The organism is Acidovorax sp. LjRoot118 (genome assembly GCF_964253575.1).
Lineage (GTDB): Bacteria > Pseudomonadota > Gammaproteobacteria > Burkholderiales > Burkholderiaceae_C > Acidovorax.
Map to the genome: position 1 here is coordinate 5,805,432 of NZ_CAXURB020000001.1, position 17,580 is coordinate 5,823,011.

General features: G+C 67.6%; 17 protein-coding genes. 8 read left to right on the plus strand and 9 right to left on the minus strand.

The features are described from left to right. Position 1: 1 nt before the first annotated feature. From ACSQ9E_RS27310 to creC, 3 genes are read left to right on the plus strand one after another with little or no spacing between them, the layout of a single operon-like run. Positions 2-637: a MarC family protein gene (locus ACSQ9E_RS27310; RefSeq protein ID WP_436219675.1), complete on the plus strand. Its 636-nt coding sequence runs from the start codon at positions 2-4 to the stop codon at positions 635-637. Positions 638-651: 14 nt separating this feature from the next. Beyond that, a complete protein-coding gene (creB, locus tag ACSQ9E_RS27315; protein WP_057267257.1) occupies positions 652-1,344 on the plus strand; it encodes a two-component system response regulator CreB in 693 nt (230 codons plus the stop codon). Between the two features lie 12 nt (positions 1,345-1,356). Then, complete coding sequence (gene creC, locus ACSQ9E_RS27320) at positions 1,357-2,823, plus strand: two-component system sensor histidine kinase CreC (RefSeq protein ID WP_436219676.1); 1,467 nt, start codon at positions 1,357-1,359, stop codon at positions 2,821-2,823. Positions 2,824-2,829: 6 nt separating this feature from the next. Here creC and ACSQ9E_RS27325 read toward each other — a convergent pair whose 3' ends face one another. Further along, positions 2,830-3,375, minus strand: a complete 546-nt coding sequence (locus tag ACSQ9E_RS27325; RefSeq protein ID WP_436219677.1) for a hypothetical protein — start codon at positions 3,373-3,375, stop codon at positions 2,830-2,832. A gap of 142 nt (positions 3,376-3,517) precedes the next feature. On the opposite strand from ACSQ9E_RS27325, the gene creD reads away from it, so the two are divergent. After that, positions 3,518-4,993, plus strand: a complete 1,476-nt coding sequence (gene creD, locus ACSQ9E_RS27330; protein WP_436219678.1) for a cell envelope integrity protein CreD — start codon at positions 3,518-3,520, stop codon at positions 4,991-4,993. Continuing rightward, entirely contained in the window at positions 4,990-5,325 is a 336-nt protein-coding gene (locus tag ACSQ9E_RS27335) for a hypothetical protein (protein WP_235514477.1), read from the plus strand. The genes creD and ACSQ9E_RS27335 overlap by 4 nt, the downstream gene beginning before the upstream one ends. A gap of 20 nt (positions 5,326-5,345) precedes the next feature. On the opposite strand, the gene ACSQ9E_RS27340 is transcribed toward ACSQ9E_RS27335, so the two are convergent. The 3 genes from ACSQ9E_RS27340 to ACSQ9E_RS27350 form a co-directional block, all read right to left on the minus strand. Beyond that, positions 5,346-5,840: a hemerythrin domain-containing protein gene (locus ACSQ9E_RS27340; RefSeq protein ID WP_057202601.1), complete on the minus strand. Its 495-nt coding sequence runs from the start codon at positions 5,838-5,840 to the stop codon at positions 5,346-5,348. Between the two features lie 175 nt (positions 5,841-6,015). Further along, positions 6,016-6,597 carry a hypothetical protein gene (locus ACSQ9E_RS27345; RefSeq protein ID WP_057202602.1) on the minus strand — a complete coding sequence of 194 codons (582 nt, stop codon included), beginning with the start codon at positions 6,595-6,597 and terminating at the stop codon, positions 6,016-6,018. Between the two features lie 128 nt (positions 6,598-6,725). Further along, positions 6,726-6,944: a CsbD family protein gene (locus ACSQ9E_RS27350; RefSeq protein WP_057202724.1), complete on the minus strand. Its 219-nt coding sequence runs from the start codon at positions 6,942-6,944 to the stop codon at positions 6,726-6,728. A 349-nt stretch (positions 6,945-7,293) separates the two neighbouring features. Here ACSQ9E_RS27350 and ACSQ9E_RS27355 point away from each other — a divergent pair, with 349 nt between their 5' ends. From ACSQ9E_RS27355 to ACSQ9E_RS27365, 3 genes are all read left to right on the plus strand, one after another. Next, positions 7,294-9,459: a DUF1800 domain-containing protein gene (locus ACSQ9E_RS27355; protein ID WP_436219679.1), complete on the plus strand. Its 2,166-nt coding sequence runs from the start codon at positions 7,294-7,296 to the stop codon at positions 9,457-9,459. A gap of 13 nt (positions 9,460-9,472) precedes the next feature. After that, a complete protein-coding gene (locus tag ACSQ9E_RS27360) occupies positions 9,473-10,918 on the plus strand; it encodes a DUF1501 domain-containing protein (RefSeq protein ID WP_057202604.1) in 1,446 nt (481 codons plus the stop codon). Between the two features lie 90 nt (positions 10,919-11,008). Further along, positions 11,009-12,367, plus strand: a complete 1,359-nt coding sequence (locus ACSQ9E_RS27365) for an NAD(P)/FAD-dependent oxidoreductase (RefSeq protein ID WP_057202605.1) — start codon at positions 11,009-11,011, stop codon at positions 12,365-12,367. 111 nt (positions 12,368-12,478) lie between these two features. Here the strand turns inward: ACSQ9E_RS27365 and ACSQ9E_RS27370 are convergent, their stop codons facing one another. From ACSQ9E_RS27370 to ACSQ9E_RS27390, 5 genes are all read right to left on the minus strand, one after another. Next, on the minus strand, positions 12,479-13,420 hold the full coding sequence (locus tag ACSQ9E_RS27370; RefSeq protein WP_436219680.1) for a hypothetical protein: 942 nt from the start codon (positions 13,418-13,420) through the stop codon (positions 12,479-12,481). 387 nt (positions 13,421-13,807) lie between these two features. Beyond that, the gene (locus tag ACSQ9E_RS27375) at positions 13,808-14,488 is read right to left on the minus strand and encodes an ABC-type transport auxiliary lipoprotein family protein (RefSeq protein WP_436219681.1); all 681 of its coding nucleotides are present in this window, start codon (positions 14,486-14,488) and stop codon (positions 13,808-13,810) included. A 35-nt stretch (positions 14,489-14,523) separates the two neighbouring features. Next, positions 14,524-15,501, minus strand: coding sequence for an MlaD family protein (locus ACSQ9E_RS27380; RefSeq protein WP_057266608.1), 978 nt, complete (start codon positions 15,499-15,501; stop codon positions 14,524-14,526). Continuing rightward, a complete protein-coding gene (locus tag ACSQ9E_RS27385; protein ID WP_436219682.1) occupies positions 15,501-16,397 on the minus strand; it encodes an ABC transporter ATP-binding protein in 897 nt (298 codons plus the stop codon). The genes ACSQ9E_RS27380 and ACSQ9E_RS27385 overlap by 1 nt, the downstream gene beginning before the upstream one ends. Before the next feature lie 4 nt (positions 16,398-16,401). After that, on the minus strand, positions 16,402-17,529 hold the full coding sequence (locus ACSQ9E_RS27390; protein ID WP_436219683.1) for an MlaE family ABC transporter permease: 1,128 nt from the start codon (positions 17,527-17,529) through the stop codon (positions 16,402-16,404). Positions 17,530-17,580: the final 51 nt, after the last annotated feature.

Here is a 17,580-nt window from a genome sequence, read left to right on the forward strand (position 1 = left end):
TATGGACCTGAAACCCCTCATCACCTTGCTGGCCATCGTGAACCCGCTGGCCATCGTGCCCTTCTTCATCCACTACACGCAGGGGTTTTCGGCGGCGCAGCGGCGCGCCACGATCCGCACGGCGGCGTTTGCCTCGTTCTGCGTGATCGCGGCCTGTGCGCTGCTGGGCCTGCAGATCCTGGAGTTCTTCAACATCTCGCTGCAGAGCTTCCAGGTGGGCGGGGGCATGCTGCTGCTGATCAGCGCGATGAACATGCTCAACGCCCAGCCGGCCGAAGCCAAGCCCCTGACCAACGAGCTGGAGGAAGGCGTGGAGAAGGCCGCCACGGGCTCCAGCATCGCGGTGGTGCCGCTGACCATTCCACTGCTCACGGGGCCGGCCAGCATGTCCACCGTGGTAATTTATGCCGACAGGGCACAGACCATCTGGCAGCAGCTGGCGCTGGTGGGCTACGGCGTGGTGATCGCCCTGGCCACGGCGGTGTGTTTTTCGCTGGCCGACCCGATCGCTCGCGTGCTGGGCAAGACCGGGATCAACGTGATGACGCGGCTCATGGGTCTGATCCTCGCAGCCCTGGCGGTGGAAGTGATGGCCGACGGCCTGGGCAAGCTGTTCCCGGTGCTGGTGGCGCGTTGATTTCGCTGCGCACCATGCCGGCACGCCTGCTGCTGCTGGAGGACGACCCGGCCATCGCGCGCACCGTGGCCTATGCGCTGGAGCGCGAAGGCCTGGCGGTGACGCACAGCCTGCTGGTGCACGATGCACGCCAGCAGATGCGCCAGCAGCCCTTCGACCTGCTGGTGCTGGACGTGGGCCTGCCCGATGGCAGCGGGCTGGACCTGCTGCGCGAGCTGCGTGGCGCGCCTGCCACCGCCACCCTGCCGGTGCTGGTGCTCAGCGCGCACGGTGAAGAAATCGACCGCGTGCTGGGCCTGGAGCTGGGGGCCGACGACTACCTGGCCAAGCCCTTCAGCCCGCGCGAGCTGGGGGCGCGTGTGAAGGCCCTGCTGCGCCGCGCCAGTGCGCACACTGCCGCCATCGCCACGACAGCCCCTGCGCCGCTGTTCCACGACGACGAGGCCGGTCAGCGCATCAGCCTGCGCGGCCAGCCGCTGGCGCTCACGCGGCGCGAATACCGGCTACTGGCCTGCCTGCTGCGCGGCGCGGGACGCATCCACTCGCGCGATGCGCTGCTGGCCGCCGCCTGGGGTGACGACAGCGAGAGCACCGACCGCACGGTGGACACGCACGTCAAGACGCTGCGTGCCAAGCTGCGCGAGGCCGATGCGGGACGCGAATACATCACCACCCACCGCGGCATGGGCTACTGCCTCGAACTGTAAGGGCTGCCATCCATGCGCCTGGGCATCCGCCTGCTGTTCGCCTTTTTCCTGATCAACGGCATCGCTGCCTTCTTCGTGCTGCGCGTGTTCACGGCCGAGATCAAGCCCAGTGTGCGCGAGGTGATGGAGGACATGATGGTGGACACCGCCAACATCCTGGCCGAGCTGGCCAGCGATGACCTGGTGGCCGGCCGGCTGGATCAAGGGGAGGCGGGCAGCGCCTTTGCCCAGCACGTGCGCACCTATGCCACCCGGCCCATCGATGCGGCGATCTGGGGGTTTTCCAAACAGTCGCTGGACTACCGGATCTATGTGACCGACGCTACCGGCCGGGTGCTGTTCGACTCGGAGAACCGCTCGGTGGGCGCCGACTACTCGCAGTGGCGCGACGTGGCACGCACACTGCGCGGCGAGTACGGCGCGCGCTCCACCCGCGACGTGCCGGACGACGATGCCAGCGGCGTGATGCACGTGGCCGCGCCCATCTACGCCCCCGGCAGCAGCGCTGCCGAGCGCAGGATCATTGGCGTGCTCACCGTGGCCAAGCCCACGCGCACAGTGCAGCGCTTCATCGACCGGGCCGAGAACAAGGTGCTGGCCAGCGGCGTGCTGCTGCTGGTGCTGTCGGCCGCCGTCGGCGTGGCCGTGACACTGTGGATGGTGTGGAACGTGCGCCGCCTGCGCGACTATGCGCTGAGCGTGCAGGGCCCCGCTGCCGGTGACCACGATTCGCCCCCCACCACGGCACTGGCCGTGCCCGAGGTGCCGGGCGAGCTGGGCGACCTGGCCCGCGCCATGGACCGCATGCGCGCGCGGCTGGAGGGGCGCGACTACATCGAAGGCTATGTGCGCGCCCTCACCCACGAGCTCAAGAGCCCCGTGGCCGCCATCCGCGGCGCCGGCGAGCTGCTGCAGGACGATCTGCCCCCGGCCGACCGCGCCGAATTTGCCACCCAGGTGGTGCAGCAGGCTGAGCGTCTGCAGCGCATCATCGACCGACTGCTGGAGCTGAGCAAGCTTGAGCAACGCCACCATGCCGATGCGCCCGTGCCCGTGGCGCTGCAGGACTGCGCGCGCGCCGCCGTGGCCCACACGCAAGGGCGCGCGGGCCAGCGCGGCATCACCCTGGCCGTCACCGGCAGCGGTGCCAGCGGCCCTTGGGAGGCCGAGCTCGTGACCCTGGCCCTGACCAACCTGCTCGACAACGCCATCGACTTCGCCCCGGCCGGCAGCCGCGTGCAGGTGGAGCTGGCCGGCAGCACCGTGGCCGTGCAGGACAGCGGCCCGGGCGTGCCCGACTACGCCCTGCCGCGCCTGGGCGAGCGTTTCTTCACCACCACACGGCCCGGCGGCGAGCGCAGCGGATCGGGCCTAGGGCTGGCCATCGTGCGGCGCGTGATGGCACTGCACGGCGGGCAGATGGTGGTGCGCAATAAGGCGCCGGGGCTGCGGGTGGAGCTGGAATTTCGGGCCGCGTAGGCAAGCTCAGGCGACAGCCCAGCGCGGCTGGGCGTTGAAGAAGTTCACCAGGTCGCCCACCGTGGTGACCTTTCCGAAGAAGGGGTTGGCCTGCGTCGACGAGAGATCGCGACCCGTGCGCTGGGCGATGTCTGGCACAAGAGACAAGTCCAGCTCGTCGCCATCGATCTGCAGGTTGGCGCCCAGTCGGTCCGTCACCCGCAACGGAAACTGCGCACGGTGGTGCGCCAGACAGGCCTGAAGTTCTTCGTACACGGCGCGCACGACCCAGGTGTCTACATCGCGGCAGTCGATGGACCGGGCGAAGTGGCAAATGGACTCTTCCGAGCGGGTCTGCAGCAACCGTGCGAAGTGCTTCTTTTCGCGTGCGCGGGAGACCGCCTCGCCGCCCATGGCCAGCGCCACCAAAGCCCCAACCACAACAGGGTGCGCCCAGAGCGCCCAGAGAAAGCCACCAGCCAGGCCGGCGAGCAACAAGTATCCGAGCCACCGCGACGCAAGCGTTGCGGACGGTTTTTTGATCCGGGGCATGTGTCGAGATGCAGGTTTCATCGCAGGCGCTCCTGAAGGCGGCGCAGGGAAAGTTCGCCACATTTTGCCACCCGTCTCCACTTCACACCCGCCTCACAAACTTCATCGCCCCCTCACACCCGCCGCCAACACTGCCTCCACCTAATTCCCTATGGAGGATCTCTTGAAATACCCCTTGTTCACCAAACTGGGCGCACTCGCGGTCATCGTGCTGCTGCTGCTCATCGGGCTGGGCCTGATCGAGGACGTGGTGCGCGACCGGCAGCGCTACCGCAGCATGACGGCACAGAGCGTGGCCGACAGCCTGGCCGGGCCGCAAACGCTGATGGGCCCGATGATCCACAGCGCCTGTGTGGAAAGCTGGGACGTGGAGACCGGCAAGGGCGAGGAGCGCCGCACCGTGGAGCAGCGCCGCGAGTTTTTGCTCACGGCCATGCCCGAACAGCTCAAGGTGGTCACCGGTGCCGCAATGGAAGAGCGCGCGCGCGGCCTGCACAAGGTCAACACCTACAACCTCAAGTCGCACGTCACCGCGCAGTGGGGGGCGCTCACCAGCCTGCAACCGCAAAGCACCATGAAGGGCTCGCGCATGAACTGCGGCGCGCCCATCCTGATGGTGGCCGTGGGCGATGCGCGCGGCATCCGCACGGCGCGGGTCACGCTGGGCGAGCAGGCGCTGGTGCTCAAGCCCGGCACCTTCCACCCCACCTACACCCGTGGCCTGCATGCCGGCCTGCCCGAGTCGGTGCGCGGCCAGGCCACAGGCCTGACCGCCACGCTGGACCTGGAGCTGGTGGGCACGGAGCGCCTGGCCATCGTGCCGATCGGGGGCAACACCGAGGTGCAGATGAGCAGCAGTTGGCCCCACCCTTCGTTCTCGGGGCAGTTTCTTCCGTCCGAGCGCGAGGTGACCAAGGCAGGTTTCACCGCCCGCTGGCGCCTGTCCTCGCTGGCGACCACCGCGCAGAAAGACATTGCCGACGGCAAGCGGGTGTGCGTGAACAGCGGCGGCGGTGGCGACGACAGCAGCGAGTACGCCACGGGCAACGCCACCCCGCGCGAATGCGCCGAAAGCTTCAGCGTGGCCTTCGTGGACCCGGTCAACCCCTACACACTGGCCGATCGGGCCACCAAGTACGGCGTGCTGTTCATCGCCCTGACCTTCGTGGCCGTGGGCCTGTTCGAGTTGATGAAGAAGCTGCGCGTGCACCCGGTGCAGTACCTGCTGGTGGGCAGCGCGCTGTGCAGCTTCTTCCTGCTGCTGGTGAGCCTGTCGGAGCACCTGCCGTTCGGCATCTCCTACGGCGTTGCGGCAACCGCCTGCGTGCTGCTGCTGGCCTACTATGCAAGCCACATGCTGGGCAGCCTGGCGCGCGGCATACCGCTGGGTGCGGGGATCGCGCTACTGTACGGCCTGCTGTACGTGCTGCTGCAGCTGGAGCAGACGGCGCTGGCCGTGGGCTCCATCGCCCTGTTCCTGGTACTGGCCGCCGTGATGGTCCTGACCCGCAAGGTGAACTGGTATGGACTGACCTCACCCGCCGGCACGCCCCGCCCACCCCTGCCGCCACGGGAGCCACCCAGCGTGCCCCCGCCCCACTCGGGCCTGGCCACCCCCACCCAGCCAGGGCGTCCATGATGCACAGCACCGAGCAGCCCACCACCTCGCCCGCATTGGCCTGGGCACACCACCTCAGTGCCGAAGCCACCACCCACCCGGCACCGGACCTGTCGGACGCGGAGGCCCGGCGTGTGCAGCGCTACCGCGACCAGTTGCTGGCGGCCCTGCAGGCGCACGACCGTGCCGCGCTGCACAGCGCCAAGCAGGCCGTGCTGCGGGCAGCCTATGGCCCGCTAGGCACATCCGGGCCACCCGCCTCGGCGGCGCTGCGCTCGGCACTGCGGGATCTGTCTTGGCACATGGCGATTGTGCTGCTGCCACGCCATCCCACCAGTGCGCTGAGCCACTGAGGTCCGCGCCGTGCCAACGCTCAGGCTGGCACGGGCTGGGCCGAAGGCGAGCAGCTGGCACTGCCGCAGCCGTGCACCAGCCCCTGGGGCAAGGCCTCGGGGGCCTTCACCACACCGGTGGCCGCGTCGAACCCCACGCGGCGCAGGTGCAGCGCCAGGGCAGCATCCATGCTCTGCGCGTGCTGGGGAAACCACAGCGCCAGTTCGCCGGCCATCATGCGCAGCACCTGCAGCTCGCCCCGGGCGGCACGCTCAGCCCCTTCGCGCATGACCTGCAGCACCACCTTGTGCTGCATGCTGTGGCAGTTGCCCGCTGCAAAGCGCGTGCCGGCCATCCACTGGTCTTCCATGCCGAAATGCTGCTCGGTGTGGGCAATGAGCGCCTGCCAGCGCGCCAGCAGTTGCGCATCGTCCGAATGCTCCACCCGCGCCAGGAGCTCGACGAACTCCTCATGGGTCTCGTCCATCAGCGGCAGGTCCAGTGCCAGTGCGTCAGACCATTCCAGTGCTGCCATGTGCCGTTCCGTTCTTGCAAGCCAATTGAAGGGCCAGCTTAGAGGCGCAAGGCAAGGGCCGCTTTGATGCAGGTCAGACACCATGGCGCAGCTCCATGACAAAGCCCCGCACGGGGCGGGGCTCGGTGGAGCACCATCGGCCCTGAAGGCCGTGGTGCGGGGGCTGGCCCGAGATTTAGCTCTGGCCGTACATGCGCTTGGCGTCGTCCACACACTTGGACTTTGCATCACCGCTCATGGCGTCGCAACGCTCCTTGGCGGCCTTGTAGTTGGCTTCGTTCTTTTCGGCCGATGCGTCCTTGCGGGCTTCTGCGACCTGGGCGCCCTTCTCGGCGGCATTGTCGGCAGGCTTGGCTGCGGCCTTGGCCACCTTGGCGTTTTCCTTGGCGGTGGTGTGGGCTGCCTTGGCATCCTTCACGCACACGTCCTTGGCATTGCCCTTCAAGTCATCGCACTTTTCCTTGGCCACATCGTAGTCGGCGTCGGCACGTGCCATGCGGGCCTTGTTCGTGGCCTTGTCGGAAGGCTTGTGCTGGGCATCCAGTTCGGCCTTGGCCACGTTTTCGGCGCCCTTGGCTTCCTTGACGCAGATGTCCTTGGCGTTGTCCTTCAGGGTGTCGCAATTGGTCTTGGCAGCCTTGTAGTCGGCAGAGATCTTGTCCTTGGCCGTCTTGTACTCGGCGTCGGTCATGGCCATCGCGGAAGTGGCCAGCAGGCCGGCGGCGATGGAAGCGATCAGGGTGCGTGCGAATTTCATGGTTTTCTCCTCGGGGTCTCAGGGGATGTCTTGTAGGGGTGCTGAAAGAGCGTTGTGCATTCGGTAGCCCGCCAGCTGCAGGGCCTTGGGCCCTGGAGGGTTCTGGCTACCGGTGCGCCAAGGCCATGTCAGTCGTTGAAGCGGAAGTCGGGATGGCGGGTTTGCCAGTCGCTGAGCTGCTTTTCGGCGGCGTCGCGGGCAATGCCCTGGCGTTCCTGCAGCTTGCCCAGGAACTGCTCGCGCTTGCCGTCGATGACGTCCAGGTCATCGTTGGTGAGCTTGCCCCACTGTTCGGTGATCTTGCCGGTGAACTGCTTCCAGTTGCCCTTGATGGTGTCTTCGTTCATGGTGTGCATCCTCGAAAAAATTCGCTTCAGCCATCCACTCGGTTTGCGTGGAACACTTGCGTGATGCGATGGAGAGACTGTAAGAAGGAGTCCGCCTGCGGCGCGTAGTCCGCACCGTGGAACCCACGTCGGCGCACGCCTACGGGCATGCCGGACAAGCACCCGCTAAAGCAGCCTGGGTGTTTCAATCGTTGAAAAAGCGGGTGTTGCTGCTGCGCATCGCGCCATGCGGCCCTCTCCTCTGTACGAGGCCAGCGCGTTTCTTTTGGTAACGCTTACTGTCGGGTAGGGAATGCCACTTTTGTAGGAGGTTGCCTACACTTCTGTACAAATCTTCACAAAAGTCGCTATGACACACGCCCACGAAGCATCCGATGCAGCCTTGGCAGCACCGCTGCCCGCCCGCACAGCCTCCTCTATGTCGCCGGCCGATGCAGCGCCAAGCGCACCGGAGTCCGTGGGCGCTCCCTGGCTCAAGCTTTCGGCGGCAGCCGCCGCCAGCGCGGCCCTCGCGGCCTGCGGCGGCGGCGAGGCCGAAGCCGAGGCGCCCCAGGCGCTCAAGCAGGCCGACAACGCGCCCCGCATGCCACTGCTGGGCGACATGGGCGGCTCGGGCTCCTTCCGGTCGGACCAGGCGGCCAGCCGCACGCCCACACCCGACGAACTGATGGACTGGGCGGAGATGGTCTTCCCGCAGTACTTCGACTCGCACCAGGCCACAGTGAACAGCGGCACGCTCGTCTTCCGCTACTACGGGGGCACGCGCAACTACCTGGGTGTGTACCAGGGCAACGTTGTGGTGCTGGGCCCGCCCACCAACAACGCCGTGGTCAACGTCGGCGCGCTGGCCAGCTTTGGCGATGCGGTCTTCTCCAGCGGCCGGCCGCTCAACGACCAGGACGCTGCTCGCTTTCTGCTGCAGGCAGGGTTCGCCGCCACCACGCAGGACATCGCCACCGTCCGCTCCATCGGCTTCGACGCCTGGCTGATCTCGCAGTTCAACGCCCCCATCGGCATATCGGGCTGGGAGTGGCTCAACCAGCGTGGGTATGCGGCGGTCGACAATTCCACGGCCTACTACGACAACACCTATCCGGGCGACTGCATGATCTGGTCGCAGCTCATGACATCGCCCGATGGCCTGCGCAAGCGGGTCGCGCTGGCGCTGTCGGAGATCTTCGTGGTTTCGCTCTCGGGCCTGGACTTCAACTGGCGCAGCCACGCCATCGCGCACTACTGGGACACCCTGGTATTCCATTCGTTCGGCAACTTCCGCAACCTGCTGCAGGACGTGTCGCTCAACCCCGCGATGGGCTACTACCTCAACACCCGCGGCAACCAGAAGGAGAACACCGCCACGGGCCGCCAGCCGGATGAAAACTATGCGCGCGAGGTCATGCAGCTCATGTCCATCGGGCTGGTCATGCTCAACATCGACGGCACCGTGCGCCGCGACGGCGCGGGCCAGCCCATTGAAAGCTACAGCCAGTCCGACGTGACCAACCTGGCGCGCGTGTTCACGGGCTACGACTACAACCAGTCGCTGAACCAGCAGGGCACCGTGCCCGGCACGACACGCACGGTGCCCAACACGGCGTTCACCCGGCTGCCCATGTCGCTCAATGCCTCGCTGCACTCCAACCTGGCGGTCAATTTCCTGGGTGCCACCATTCCGGCCAATACGCCCGGTGCCGCGGCCCTGGCCACGGCAATGGACACCCTGTTCTACCACGGCAACGTGGCGCCGTTCATCTGCAAGCAGCTGATCCAGCGGCTGGTTACCAGCAACCCCTCGCCGGCCTATGTGGCACGCGTGGCCACGGTGTTCAACAACAACGGTGCCAGTGTGCGCGGCGACATGAAGGCGGTGGTCCGCGCCATCCTGCTCGACGACGAAGCGCGTTCGTCCGAAGGGCTTAAGCAGCCGGGCTTCGGCAAGCTGCGCGAGCCCATGCTGCGCCTGGTGCAGTGGGGTCGCACCTTCAACATCAGCTCCAACTTCGGCAGCTGGAAGATCGGGGACACCAGCTCCGCCAGTTCGCGGCTGGGCCAGAGCCCGCTGCGCTCCCCCTCGGTGTTCAACTTCTTTCGGCCCGGCTATGTGCCGCCGTCCACGGCCCTGGCCCAGAGCGGTGCCGTGGCGCCAGAGTTCCAACTGGTCAACGAAAGCAGCGTGGGCGGCTACCTGAACTACATCCAGGGCGTGATCCGCAACGGCATCTACGTGAACGCGCCCGACCTGCCCAACAACGGCAGCAACGGGAACAACGGCTATGACATCAAGGCGCTGTACACGCATGAGATGGTGCTGGTCGTCGACCCCGACGCCCTGGTCGCGCGCATCAACCTGCTGATGTGTGCGGGCCAGCTGTCGGCCGCCACCGTGAAACTGATTGCCGATGCGATCAAGGCAACACCCGTCACGGCCGCGAGCACCGACGCCGTCAAGCTCAACCGCATCGCGTCGGCGATCTTCCTGGTCATGGCTTCGGCCGAGTACCTCATCCAGAAATAAGAGGACGCGCGCCATGCACCTGCTCCAACCCGAACTCCACACCCGCCGGGCCTTCCTGCGCCGCAGCGGCCAACTGGGCCTGGCCGGCACCGCCCTGCCGTTTGCGCTGAACCTGGCCGCCATGGGCGAGGCGGCCGCCTTCACCGCCACCGACTACAAGGCCCTGGTCTGCGTCTTCCTCTATGGTGGCAACGACTATGCCAACACCGTGGTCACCTACGACGACCCGAGCTACCTCAAGTACAGCGCCATCCGGGGCGGCAATGGCCTGGGTGGTGGCGGCATCGCCATCCCCAAGGCGGAGCTGGCGGCGACGCTGCTCAACCCCACGGCCGGCCTGCCCGGTGGGCGCCAGTACGCGCTGCACCCTGCCATGTCGGGCCTCACGGGCCTGTTCAACAACGGCAAAGCCGCCGTGCAACTCAACGTGGGCCCGCTGGTGGTGCCGCTGACCAAGGCCCAGTACAACGGCTCCAACCGCAGCCTGTACCCGCTGCCACCCAAGCTGTTTTCGCACAACGACCAGCAGTCGGTGTGGCAGTCGTCCTCGCCCGAAGGCTCCACCATCGGCTGGGGCGGCAACATCGGCGATCTGGCCCTGTCGTCCAACGCCAATTCGCTGTTCACCTGCATCTCGGTCACGGGCAATGCGGTGTTCCTCTCGGGCGACTCGGCGCTGCAATACCAGGTGAGCACGAGTGGCGCGATCCCGATCAATGGCGTCAAGAGCAGCGTCTATGGCTCCACGGCCGTGCGCTCGGCGCTGACCAGCCTGATTCAGCAGACCAGCAGCCAGACGCTGGAGAACGAATACAACAAGGTGACCACGCGCGCCGTGACCTCCGAATCGCTGGTCACCACCGGCATTGCGGGCGTGAACCTGGCCACGCCCTTCCCCGCCAACAACGGCCTGGCGGACCAGCTCAAGATGGTGGCCCGCCTGATCGGCGCGCGCGGCACCATGGGCACCAAGCGCCAGGTGTTCATGGTCTCGATGGGCGGCTTCGACCTGCACGACAACCTCATCTCCCAGCAGCCCGGCCTGATGCAGCGCCTGAGCGATGCGATGACCGCCTTCCACAGCGCCACGGTGGAGCTGGGCATTGCCGACAAGGTGACGGCCTTCACCGCCTCGGACTTTGGCCGCACGCTCAACTCCAATGGCGATGGATCCGACCATGGCTGGGGCAGCCACCACCTCATGGTGGGCGGTGCCGTCAAGGGCAAGGCCTTCTACGGCTCGGCCCCCCCGGTCAGCAACACCAGCACCGCCGCACCCGATGACCAGTGGCACGTGGGCCAGGGCCGCCTGCTGCCCAGCACCTCGGTGGACCAGTACGCCGCCACGCTGGCCAAGTGGTTTGGCGTGAGCAGCACCGAGATCGCCAGTGTGTTGCCCAACCTGAGCCACTTCGGCGGTGCCGAATACCCCGTGGACCTCGGCTTCATGAACGCTTGAGCGGCCACGCCGTCACAACGCCCCGCACGCTGCAAGGCCTGCGGGGCGTGCCTTTCCGGGACCCCACTGCAGACTGCCCATAATGCAGCCATGAGCAGCATTCCCAACACACCCATCCGCCCCCGGGTCGTCATCATCGGTTGCGGGTTCGGCGGGCTGGAGGCGGCGCGCGCGCTGCACGGCAGCGCCATCGACGTCACGGTGGTCGACAAGACCAACCACCACCTGTTCCAGCCACTGCTCTACCAGGTGGCCACGGCCGGGCTCTCGGCACCGGCCATTGCTGCGCCCATCCGCCACCTGTTTCGCAAACAACCCAACGTGACCACGCTGCTCGGCGAGGTGGAGCGCATCGACGTCGCGGCACGCAGCGTGCTGCTGCAGGGTGGCGATGCCCTGCCCTACGACCACCTGATCGTGGCTGCTGGCGCCACCCACAGCTACTTCGGCCGCGACGACTGGGCACCCTTCGCGCCCGGCCTCAAGACCCTGGACGACGCCTTCGAGATCCGCCGCCGCATCCTGCTGGCCTTCGAAGCCGCAGAGCGCGAGAGCGATGCAGTCCGGCGCGCCGCCTGGCTCAACTTCGTGGTGGTGGGCGGCGGGCCCACAGGGGTCGAGATGGCCGGCACTCTGGCCGAGATCGCGCGCCACACACTGCCCGGCGAGTTCCGGCACATCGACCCGGCCAGCGCGAAGATCATCCTGCTCGAAGGCGGCACGCGCGTGCTGCAGGCCATGCCCGAGGCCCTGAGCCAGCGCGCCAAGGAGCAACTGGAAAAGCTGGGCGTGGAAGTGCGCGTGAATGCGCGGGTGACGGCCATCGATGCCACCGGCCTCACGGTGGCAGGCCCCGCCCCGGGCGCTGACCCCACCGCCACCAGCTACACGATTCCCAGCCAGTGCATCGTCTGGGCTGCAGGCGTGGCGGCTTCGCCTTTGGGCCGGCTGCTGGCCGAGGCCACCGGCTGCACCACCGACCGCGCCGGCCGCGTGGTGGTCGACCCTGACCTCACGCTACCGGGCCATCCCGAGATCAGCGTGGTGGGCGACCTGGCCGCCGCCAAAAGCCATGTGCCCGGCCAGGAACCCACACCCGTGCCCGGGGTGTCCCCCGGCGCCAAGCAGATGGGCCGCGCCGCCGCCGCCAACGTGCTGCGCCGCCTGGCCCAGCAGCAGACCCAGCCGTTTCGCTACCGCGACTACGGCAACCTGGCCACCATCGGCCGCAACGCAGCGGTGGTGGACCTCACCTCACCGATCGGCCCGGTGCGCTTTTCAGGCTACTTCGCCTGGCTGTTCTGGCTCTTCGCCCACGTCTACTTCCTGATCGGCTTTCGCAACCGCCTGGTCGTGCTCATGGACTGGGGCTGGGCCTACTGGAGCTTTGCGCGCTATGCGCGTGTGGTGACGGGCATCGAGGGCGCAGCGAAAAGAGTCCGTGAATGACAAACGGGCCCCAAGGCCCGCTCATGCAAACCAGCCTCGCCAGGCGGTACCTTTGCGCAGGAGCCTACCCTGCGCTGGTCGACGCCGCCTGGCGATGCCGGAACCGGATGCTCAGTATCCGGCGCCGGTGGCCAGCGGCAGGAAAGTGTCCACCGCTCCCAGCACGGCAGGCGCGCCGCCCACCTGGGTGTAGCTCAGTTGGCCATTGCTGATCGACAGGATGGTGCCCGTCTCACGGTAGAACCGATAGTACTGGTTGCCGTAGGTCAGCGAGGGCGAGAACGAGGGCTTGAACAGCGTGGGGAAGGTGTCTTCCGCATAGTTGAACAAGCGGTCGTCGGCACGGGTGACCACGGCCTTGAATGGCGCCAGGCCACCGGCCTGCCCCAGCCCCGTGAACTCCATCACGTAGCTGATCGAACCGGTGGAGGGGTCCACCTTGAACAGCTTGGTGAATGCGGCGCCGTACAGGGTGTTGCTGTCGCCTTCCGCCAGGCCGTAGACCGAAGTGGCCAGGCCGAAGCTGCCGACGTTGGCCGACTGCTGGTTGTTGCGCAGGTTGACGATGCCCAGCGAGTCATTCTCGCCCGCAAAGAACAGGCGGCCGTTCAGGTAGGCCAGGTCGCCGGCCGACTGGGATGGCAGGGTGCCGACCACGGTGGACTGCGCGTTGGCAGGATTGATCTGGTAGAGGTTGGTGTTGGTGCTGGAGGCACCGAACAGCTTGCCGCTGCCGTCGAAGGTCAGCGCGTTGGCGCCGTTGATGCCATGCTTGCCGATCAGGACCGCAGCGCCAGCAGCATCCAGGCGGTACAGCGAATTGAAGGTCAGCACGTAGAGGGTGCCCGCCGCGTCGGTGGCGATGTCGGTGATGGAGCCATCGACCGTGGGGCGGGACACGAGGGTCAGGGACTTGGCGTCCACATCGACGAGCATGATCTTGCCACTGTCCTGCACGTAAAGCTTGTCACCGGCCCAGGCGGTGGTGGCAGTGGCGGCGAGGGCGATGGTGGCGGCACAGGCGGAGCGCAGCAGCGATGGCTTGAAGAACATACGGGAAATTACCTCGGCAATGAACGTGGATCGGAGCCCGCTGAGGGCCGCGATGGCGGCGTGCCATCCGGCGCTCCACTCGCAGGCGAAGGGGAACACAAGGGCTGGAGGCGGTGGCGGGCGATGGGCTGGCCATGGCAGTGACCCACCGGGAGCCAGGCACCCAGGGAACGCATTGGCGGTCTGCGGGCCCCGTACCGGACAGCCTGCCTCGTTGCAGCCCGACAAGAGATTTGCGCAATCCCGAAGGCCGTCAACACGTTCAGGCACATTATGGAAGAGCACCGCAGGCACCGACACCCTACCTGAGTAGGGGTGCTGCAACCATCCGTAACAAGACTGGCTTTGGGGGTGCGCCGGTGCGGGTGCGTGTCCGCTTCCTGCGGCTCAGCGCCCCACCTGTTCCAGCCATTCGTCCAATTCGCGCGCCGCTTGGTTGGTGGCGTCGGCCAGTGCCCGGGTGCCGCCGGCCGCATCGGCTGTGGCAGCGGGGCGTTGCACGATGAAGACACGCTGGCCCACCAGGTTCTCGCCCAGATGCGTCGGCTCGGCAACGGTGGCACGCAGGCGCACCAGGCCGGCGCTTTCTGCGGCGCTGGTGAACACCTGGCTGAACTCTTCGAGCTCCAGGCGCAGCACGGTGGGCCGCTTGTTCGCCACACGGGCCTGCACGGCCGCGTCGCTGGTGCTCAGGATGGCCCGGCGCAGGCCCAGGTGCTCGCGGATGCGCTGCTGCACCAGCACGGCCGGGGGCTGGCTCCAGCGTGCTGCGGCATAGGGGCGTGGCTGCTGGGCATCGGCGTATGCCAGCCGGTAGAGCACCGACGTGCTGCTTTCGGGCATGCCGGTTGACTCCACATCGGACAGGGCCAGCGGCGCCAGCGGGGCCCGGCGGTCGCCCGGGGCCGTTGCCATGGCACCGGGGCCGAAGTCGTACTGCACCGCCCGCGTGGGCGGGCCGGGCAGGGCCGAGCACCCGGCCAGCACGGCAGCGGCGCACACCAGGGCGGCACCCCGGCGGGCCAGGCGAGCTAGGCGCCCCGAGACAGTGCGTTGGATATCCAGCATGGCGATGTACTCCTTGAATTCGTCGGACGGCGGCATCAGCGCGCGGCGCCTGGTGCGGCAAAGCCCTCTTCGCCCGGACCAGGCGGGATGCGGCCCGAGCCATAGATGAACGACTGCGGGTTGTCGCTCACGCTGTTGGCGGCCCGGCCGATCTGGCGCGCGGTGCGCGACAGTTCGTCGGCCGCACGGGTGACGCGCGGCAGCGTATTGCTGCCCAGTGCATCGGCCGCGCGCGTGAGCGCCTGGGTGCCCTGCGTGATCTGGTCGATGGGGCCGCCTTCAACGGTGAGGCGCTGGTTGGTGGCGTTGATGCCTGCGGCCATGTCCGACACACTGGTGCCGGCCTTCTGCAGCGACTGCAGCGTCTGGCGTGCATCGCCGGCCAGCGCGGGCAGTGACGCCAACGCGGGGTCCAACCGGGTTTGCACCGTGGTGTCCAGCCGCTTGGTGAGCGCGTTGACGCTGCCGGCCGCCTGGCCGATGTTGCCGATGGCGTCCGTGAGCAGCTTCTGGTTGGTGTCGCCCAGCAACTGGTTGATGCGACGCGTGGCCTCCTCCACCTGGCCCAGGATGGCCGGCGCCTGCTCGGCCAGGCGGCCAAACGGCGAAGGCTTGAGCGGCAGGCGCGGCAGGCCGCTCGGGCCCGGGGGCAGCTCGGGGTAGGGCGCTGCGGCATCGTCGAGCTGCACATGGGCTAGGCCGGTGACGCCCTGGTAGCCCAGCACGGCGAAGGTGTTGGGACTGATGGGCGCCTGCTCATTCACGGCAATGCGGATCAGCACATTGCCACTGACCTGGGGATCGAAGCCGATGCGCGTGACCTTGCCCACGGCCACGCCCTTGTAGCGCACCGTGGCCTGGGGCTGCAGGCCGCTCACGCCGTCCTTGGTGGACAGCTCGTACTGCTCGTAGTTGGCGTTGTCGCGCGTGAGCCAGATGGCCAGCCCTGCCAGCATGGCGGCCACCACGATGACGAAGATGCCGGCGGCGAGTGCGTGTGATTTGTTTTCCATCAGGCGTCCTTGGAAGTCTGCGTTGGGGCCGCGGGCGGCTGCTCGGGCAAGCCCGCCAGGGGGGCCATGGCGCGCTGGCCACGTTCACCCATGAAGAATTGCTCGACGAAGGGGTGTTTGAAGCGCGCCACTTCAATCGGCGGGCCGGTGACGATGACCTTCTTGTCGGCCAGCACGGCCACGCGGGTGGACAGGGCGAACAGGGTGTCGAGGTCGTGCGTGACCATGACCATGGTGAGGCCCAGCGCCGCGTGCAGCTCGCGCAGCAGTGCGCAGAACTCGTCGGCACTGCTCGGGTCGAGCCCGGCGGTGGGCTCGTCGAGCAACAGCAGCGGCGGATCCATGATGAGGGCGCGCGCCAGGGCCACGCGCTTGACCATGCCACCGGACAGATCGGCCGGCATGCGGCTGGCGTGCTCGGGCTTGAGGCCCACCATCTGCAGCTTGACCAGCGCGGCATCGCGCACCAGATCGTCGGGCAGGGTGCCCTGCTCGCGCAGCGCGAAGGCCACGTTGTCGAGCACGTTGAAGGCCGAGAACAGCGCACCGTGCTGGAACAGCATGCCCACCCGGCTGGCGGCACCTTCGCGCCCCATCTCGGAGGCCGGGCGGCCGAGCACGGTGACCGTGCCACGCGCGGGCCGGGCCAGGCCCAGTATCTGGCGCAGCAGCACCGTCTTGCCCGTGCCCGAGCCCCCTACCAGCGACAGCATCTCGCCTCGCTGCACGGTGAATTCAAGGTCCTGGTGCACGGCGAAGGCTTCGCTGCCCTTGCCGAACACGCTCCACAGGCCCTTGACCTCAACCACGGGCGGTGTGCCCGAGGGCACGGCCAGCGCCTGGGGCGCGTTGCTGCCTGCGGCGTTTGGCGGGGTGGCGATGTCGGCGGTACTCACGGCGTCAGATCCCGATGCTCTTGAAGGCGATGGCAAACAGCGCATCCACGATGATGACCATGGTGATGGAAGTGACCACCGATGCGGTCGTGCCCTCGCCCAGGCTCTGCGTATTGGGCTTGACGCGCATGCCCCAATGGCAGCCGATGAGCGCGATGCAGGCACCGAACACCACCGACTTGGCCATGGCCAGGCCGAGGTTGCCCACCTTCACGGCAGACGGCAGGGCCTGCACAAAATACGCGGGAGAAATATCCATGGCCACATCGGCCGCGAGCATGCCCCCGGCCAGCGCCGCCAGCGTGGTCCACACGCTGATCAGCGGCATGGCCAGCGCCAGCGCCAGGGTGCGCGGCATCACCAGCCGAAAGCCGTGCGGGATGCCCATGACGCGCATGGCATCGAGCTCTTCGGTCACACGCATCACGCCGATCTGCGCGGTGATGGACGAGCCCGAGCGCCCCGCCACCAGGATGGCCGCGAGCATGGGGCCCAGCTCGCGGATGAGGGAGATGCCCAGGATGTTGACGATGAACGATTCGGCGCCGAACTGGCGCAGTTGCAGCGACATCAGGTAGGCCAGCACCACCCCGATGAGAAAGCCGACCAGGGCTGTGATGGGCAGCGCCGTGGCGCCCATGCGGTACAGGTGGCCGGACACGTCGCGCCAGGGCCCGCGCTGGGGGGCACGCGCCAGGCGCAGCAGGTCGAGCACCAGCTGTCCCACCATTTGCAGCATGTGGCGCGCGTGGTCCACACCATGCAGCACCAGCAGGCCCAGGTGGTCCACTTCACGGGCCAGGCTCCAGGGCTCGGGCGGCGGCGGCTCGGCCACGGTGAACTCGGCCACGCGTTCCAGGATGTCACGCTGGATATCCGTGAGCGCGAGGCGCTTGGGCCACGCACGTCCCCAGTGGTTCCAGAGCAATTGGGCACCTACATGGTCCAGCCACTGCAGGTCGCGCAGATCCCACCCGACCTGGACACTGGACTGCTGCGCCTGCAGCTGTGCGGACAGTGCCTTCCATTGCCGGCGCGTACCCAGCTCCGCCGCGCCCCAACGCCCATGCAGCAGCAGCTCCGGGCCTTCGGAGGTGTCGGTGCGGGCAATGCGCGGAGCAAGGTCGATCATGAAACGGGCGGCGCAAGCCACCAGCAAGGAGGTAGGGGAAGCATGGTAGCG

Excerpts from the sequence above, each read along its gene's own strand:
- ACSQ9E_RS27310 (WP_436219675.1), top strand. The coding sequence starts at position 2 with ATGGACCTGAAACCCCTCATCACCTTGCTGGCCATCGTGAACCCGCTG.
- creB (WP_057267257.1), top strand. The coding sequence starts at position 652 with ATGCCGGCACGCCTGCTGCTGCTGGAGGACGACCCGGCCATCGCGCGC.
- creC (WP_436219676.1), top strand. The coding sequence starts at position 1,357 with ATGCGCCTGGGCATCCGCCTGCTGTTCGCCTTTTTCCTGATCAACGGC.
- ACSQ9E_RS27325 (WP_436219677.1), bottom strand. The coding sequence starts at position 3,375 with ATGAAACCTGCATCTCGACACATGCCCCGGATCAAAAAACCGTCCGCA.
- ACSQ9E_RS27335 (WP_235514477.1), top strand. The coding sequence starts at position 4,990 with ATGATGCACAGCACCGAGCAGCCCACCACCTCGCCCGCATTGGCCTGG.
- ACSQ9E_RS27340 (WP_057202601.1), bottom strand. The coding sequence starts at position 5,840 with ATGGCAGCACTGGAATGGTCTGACGCACTGGCACTGGACCTGCCGCTG.
- ACSQ9E_RS27345 (WP_057202602.1), bottom strand. The coding sequence starts at position 6,597 with ATGAAATTCGCACGCACCCTGATCGCTTCCATCGCCGCCGGCCTGCTG.
- ACSQ9E_RS27350 (WP_057202724.1), bottom strand. The coding sequence starts at position 6,944 with ATGAACGAAGACACCATCAAGGGCAACTGGAAGCAGTTCACCGGCAAG.
- ACSQ9E_RS27355 (WP_436219679.1), top strand. The coding sequence starts at position 7,294 with ATGACACACGCCCACGAAGCATCCGATGCAGCCTTGGCAGCACCGCTG.
- ACSQ9E_RS27360 (WP_057202604.1), top strand. The coding sequence starts at position 9,473 with ATGCACCTGCTCCAACCCGAACTCCACACCCGCCGGGCCTTCCTGCGC.
- ACSQ9E_RS27365 (WP_057202605.1), top strand. The coding sequence starts at position 11,009 with ATGAGCAGCATTCCCAACACACCCATCCGCCCCCGGGTCGTCATCATC.
- ACSQ9E_RS27370 (WP_436219680.1), bottom strand. The coding sequence starts at position 13,420 with ATGTTCTTCAAGCCATCGCTGCTGCGCTCCGCCTGTGCCGCCACCATC.
- ACSQ9E_RS27375 (WP_436219681.1), bottom strand. The coding sequence starts at position 14,488 with ATGCTGGATATCCAACGCACTGTCTCGGGGCGCCTAGCTCGCCTGGCC.
- ACSQ9E_RS27380 (WP_057266608.1), bottom strand. The coding sequence starts at position 15,501 with ATGGAAAACAAATCACACGCACTCGCCGCCGGCATCTTCGTCATCGTG.
- ACSQ9E_RS27390 (WP_436219683.1), bottom strand. The coding sequence starts at position 17,529 with ATGATCGACCTTGCTCCGCGCATTGCCCGCACCGACACCTCCGAAGGC.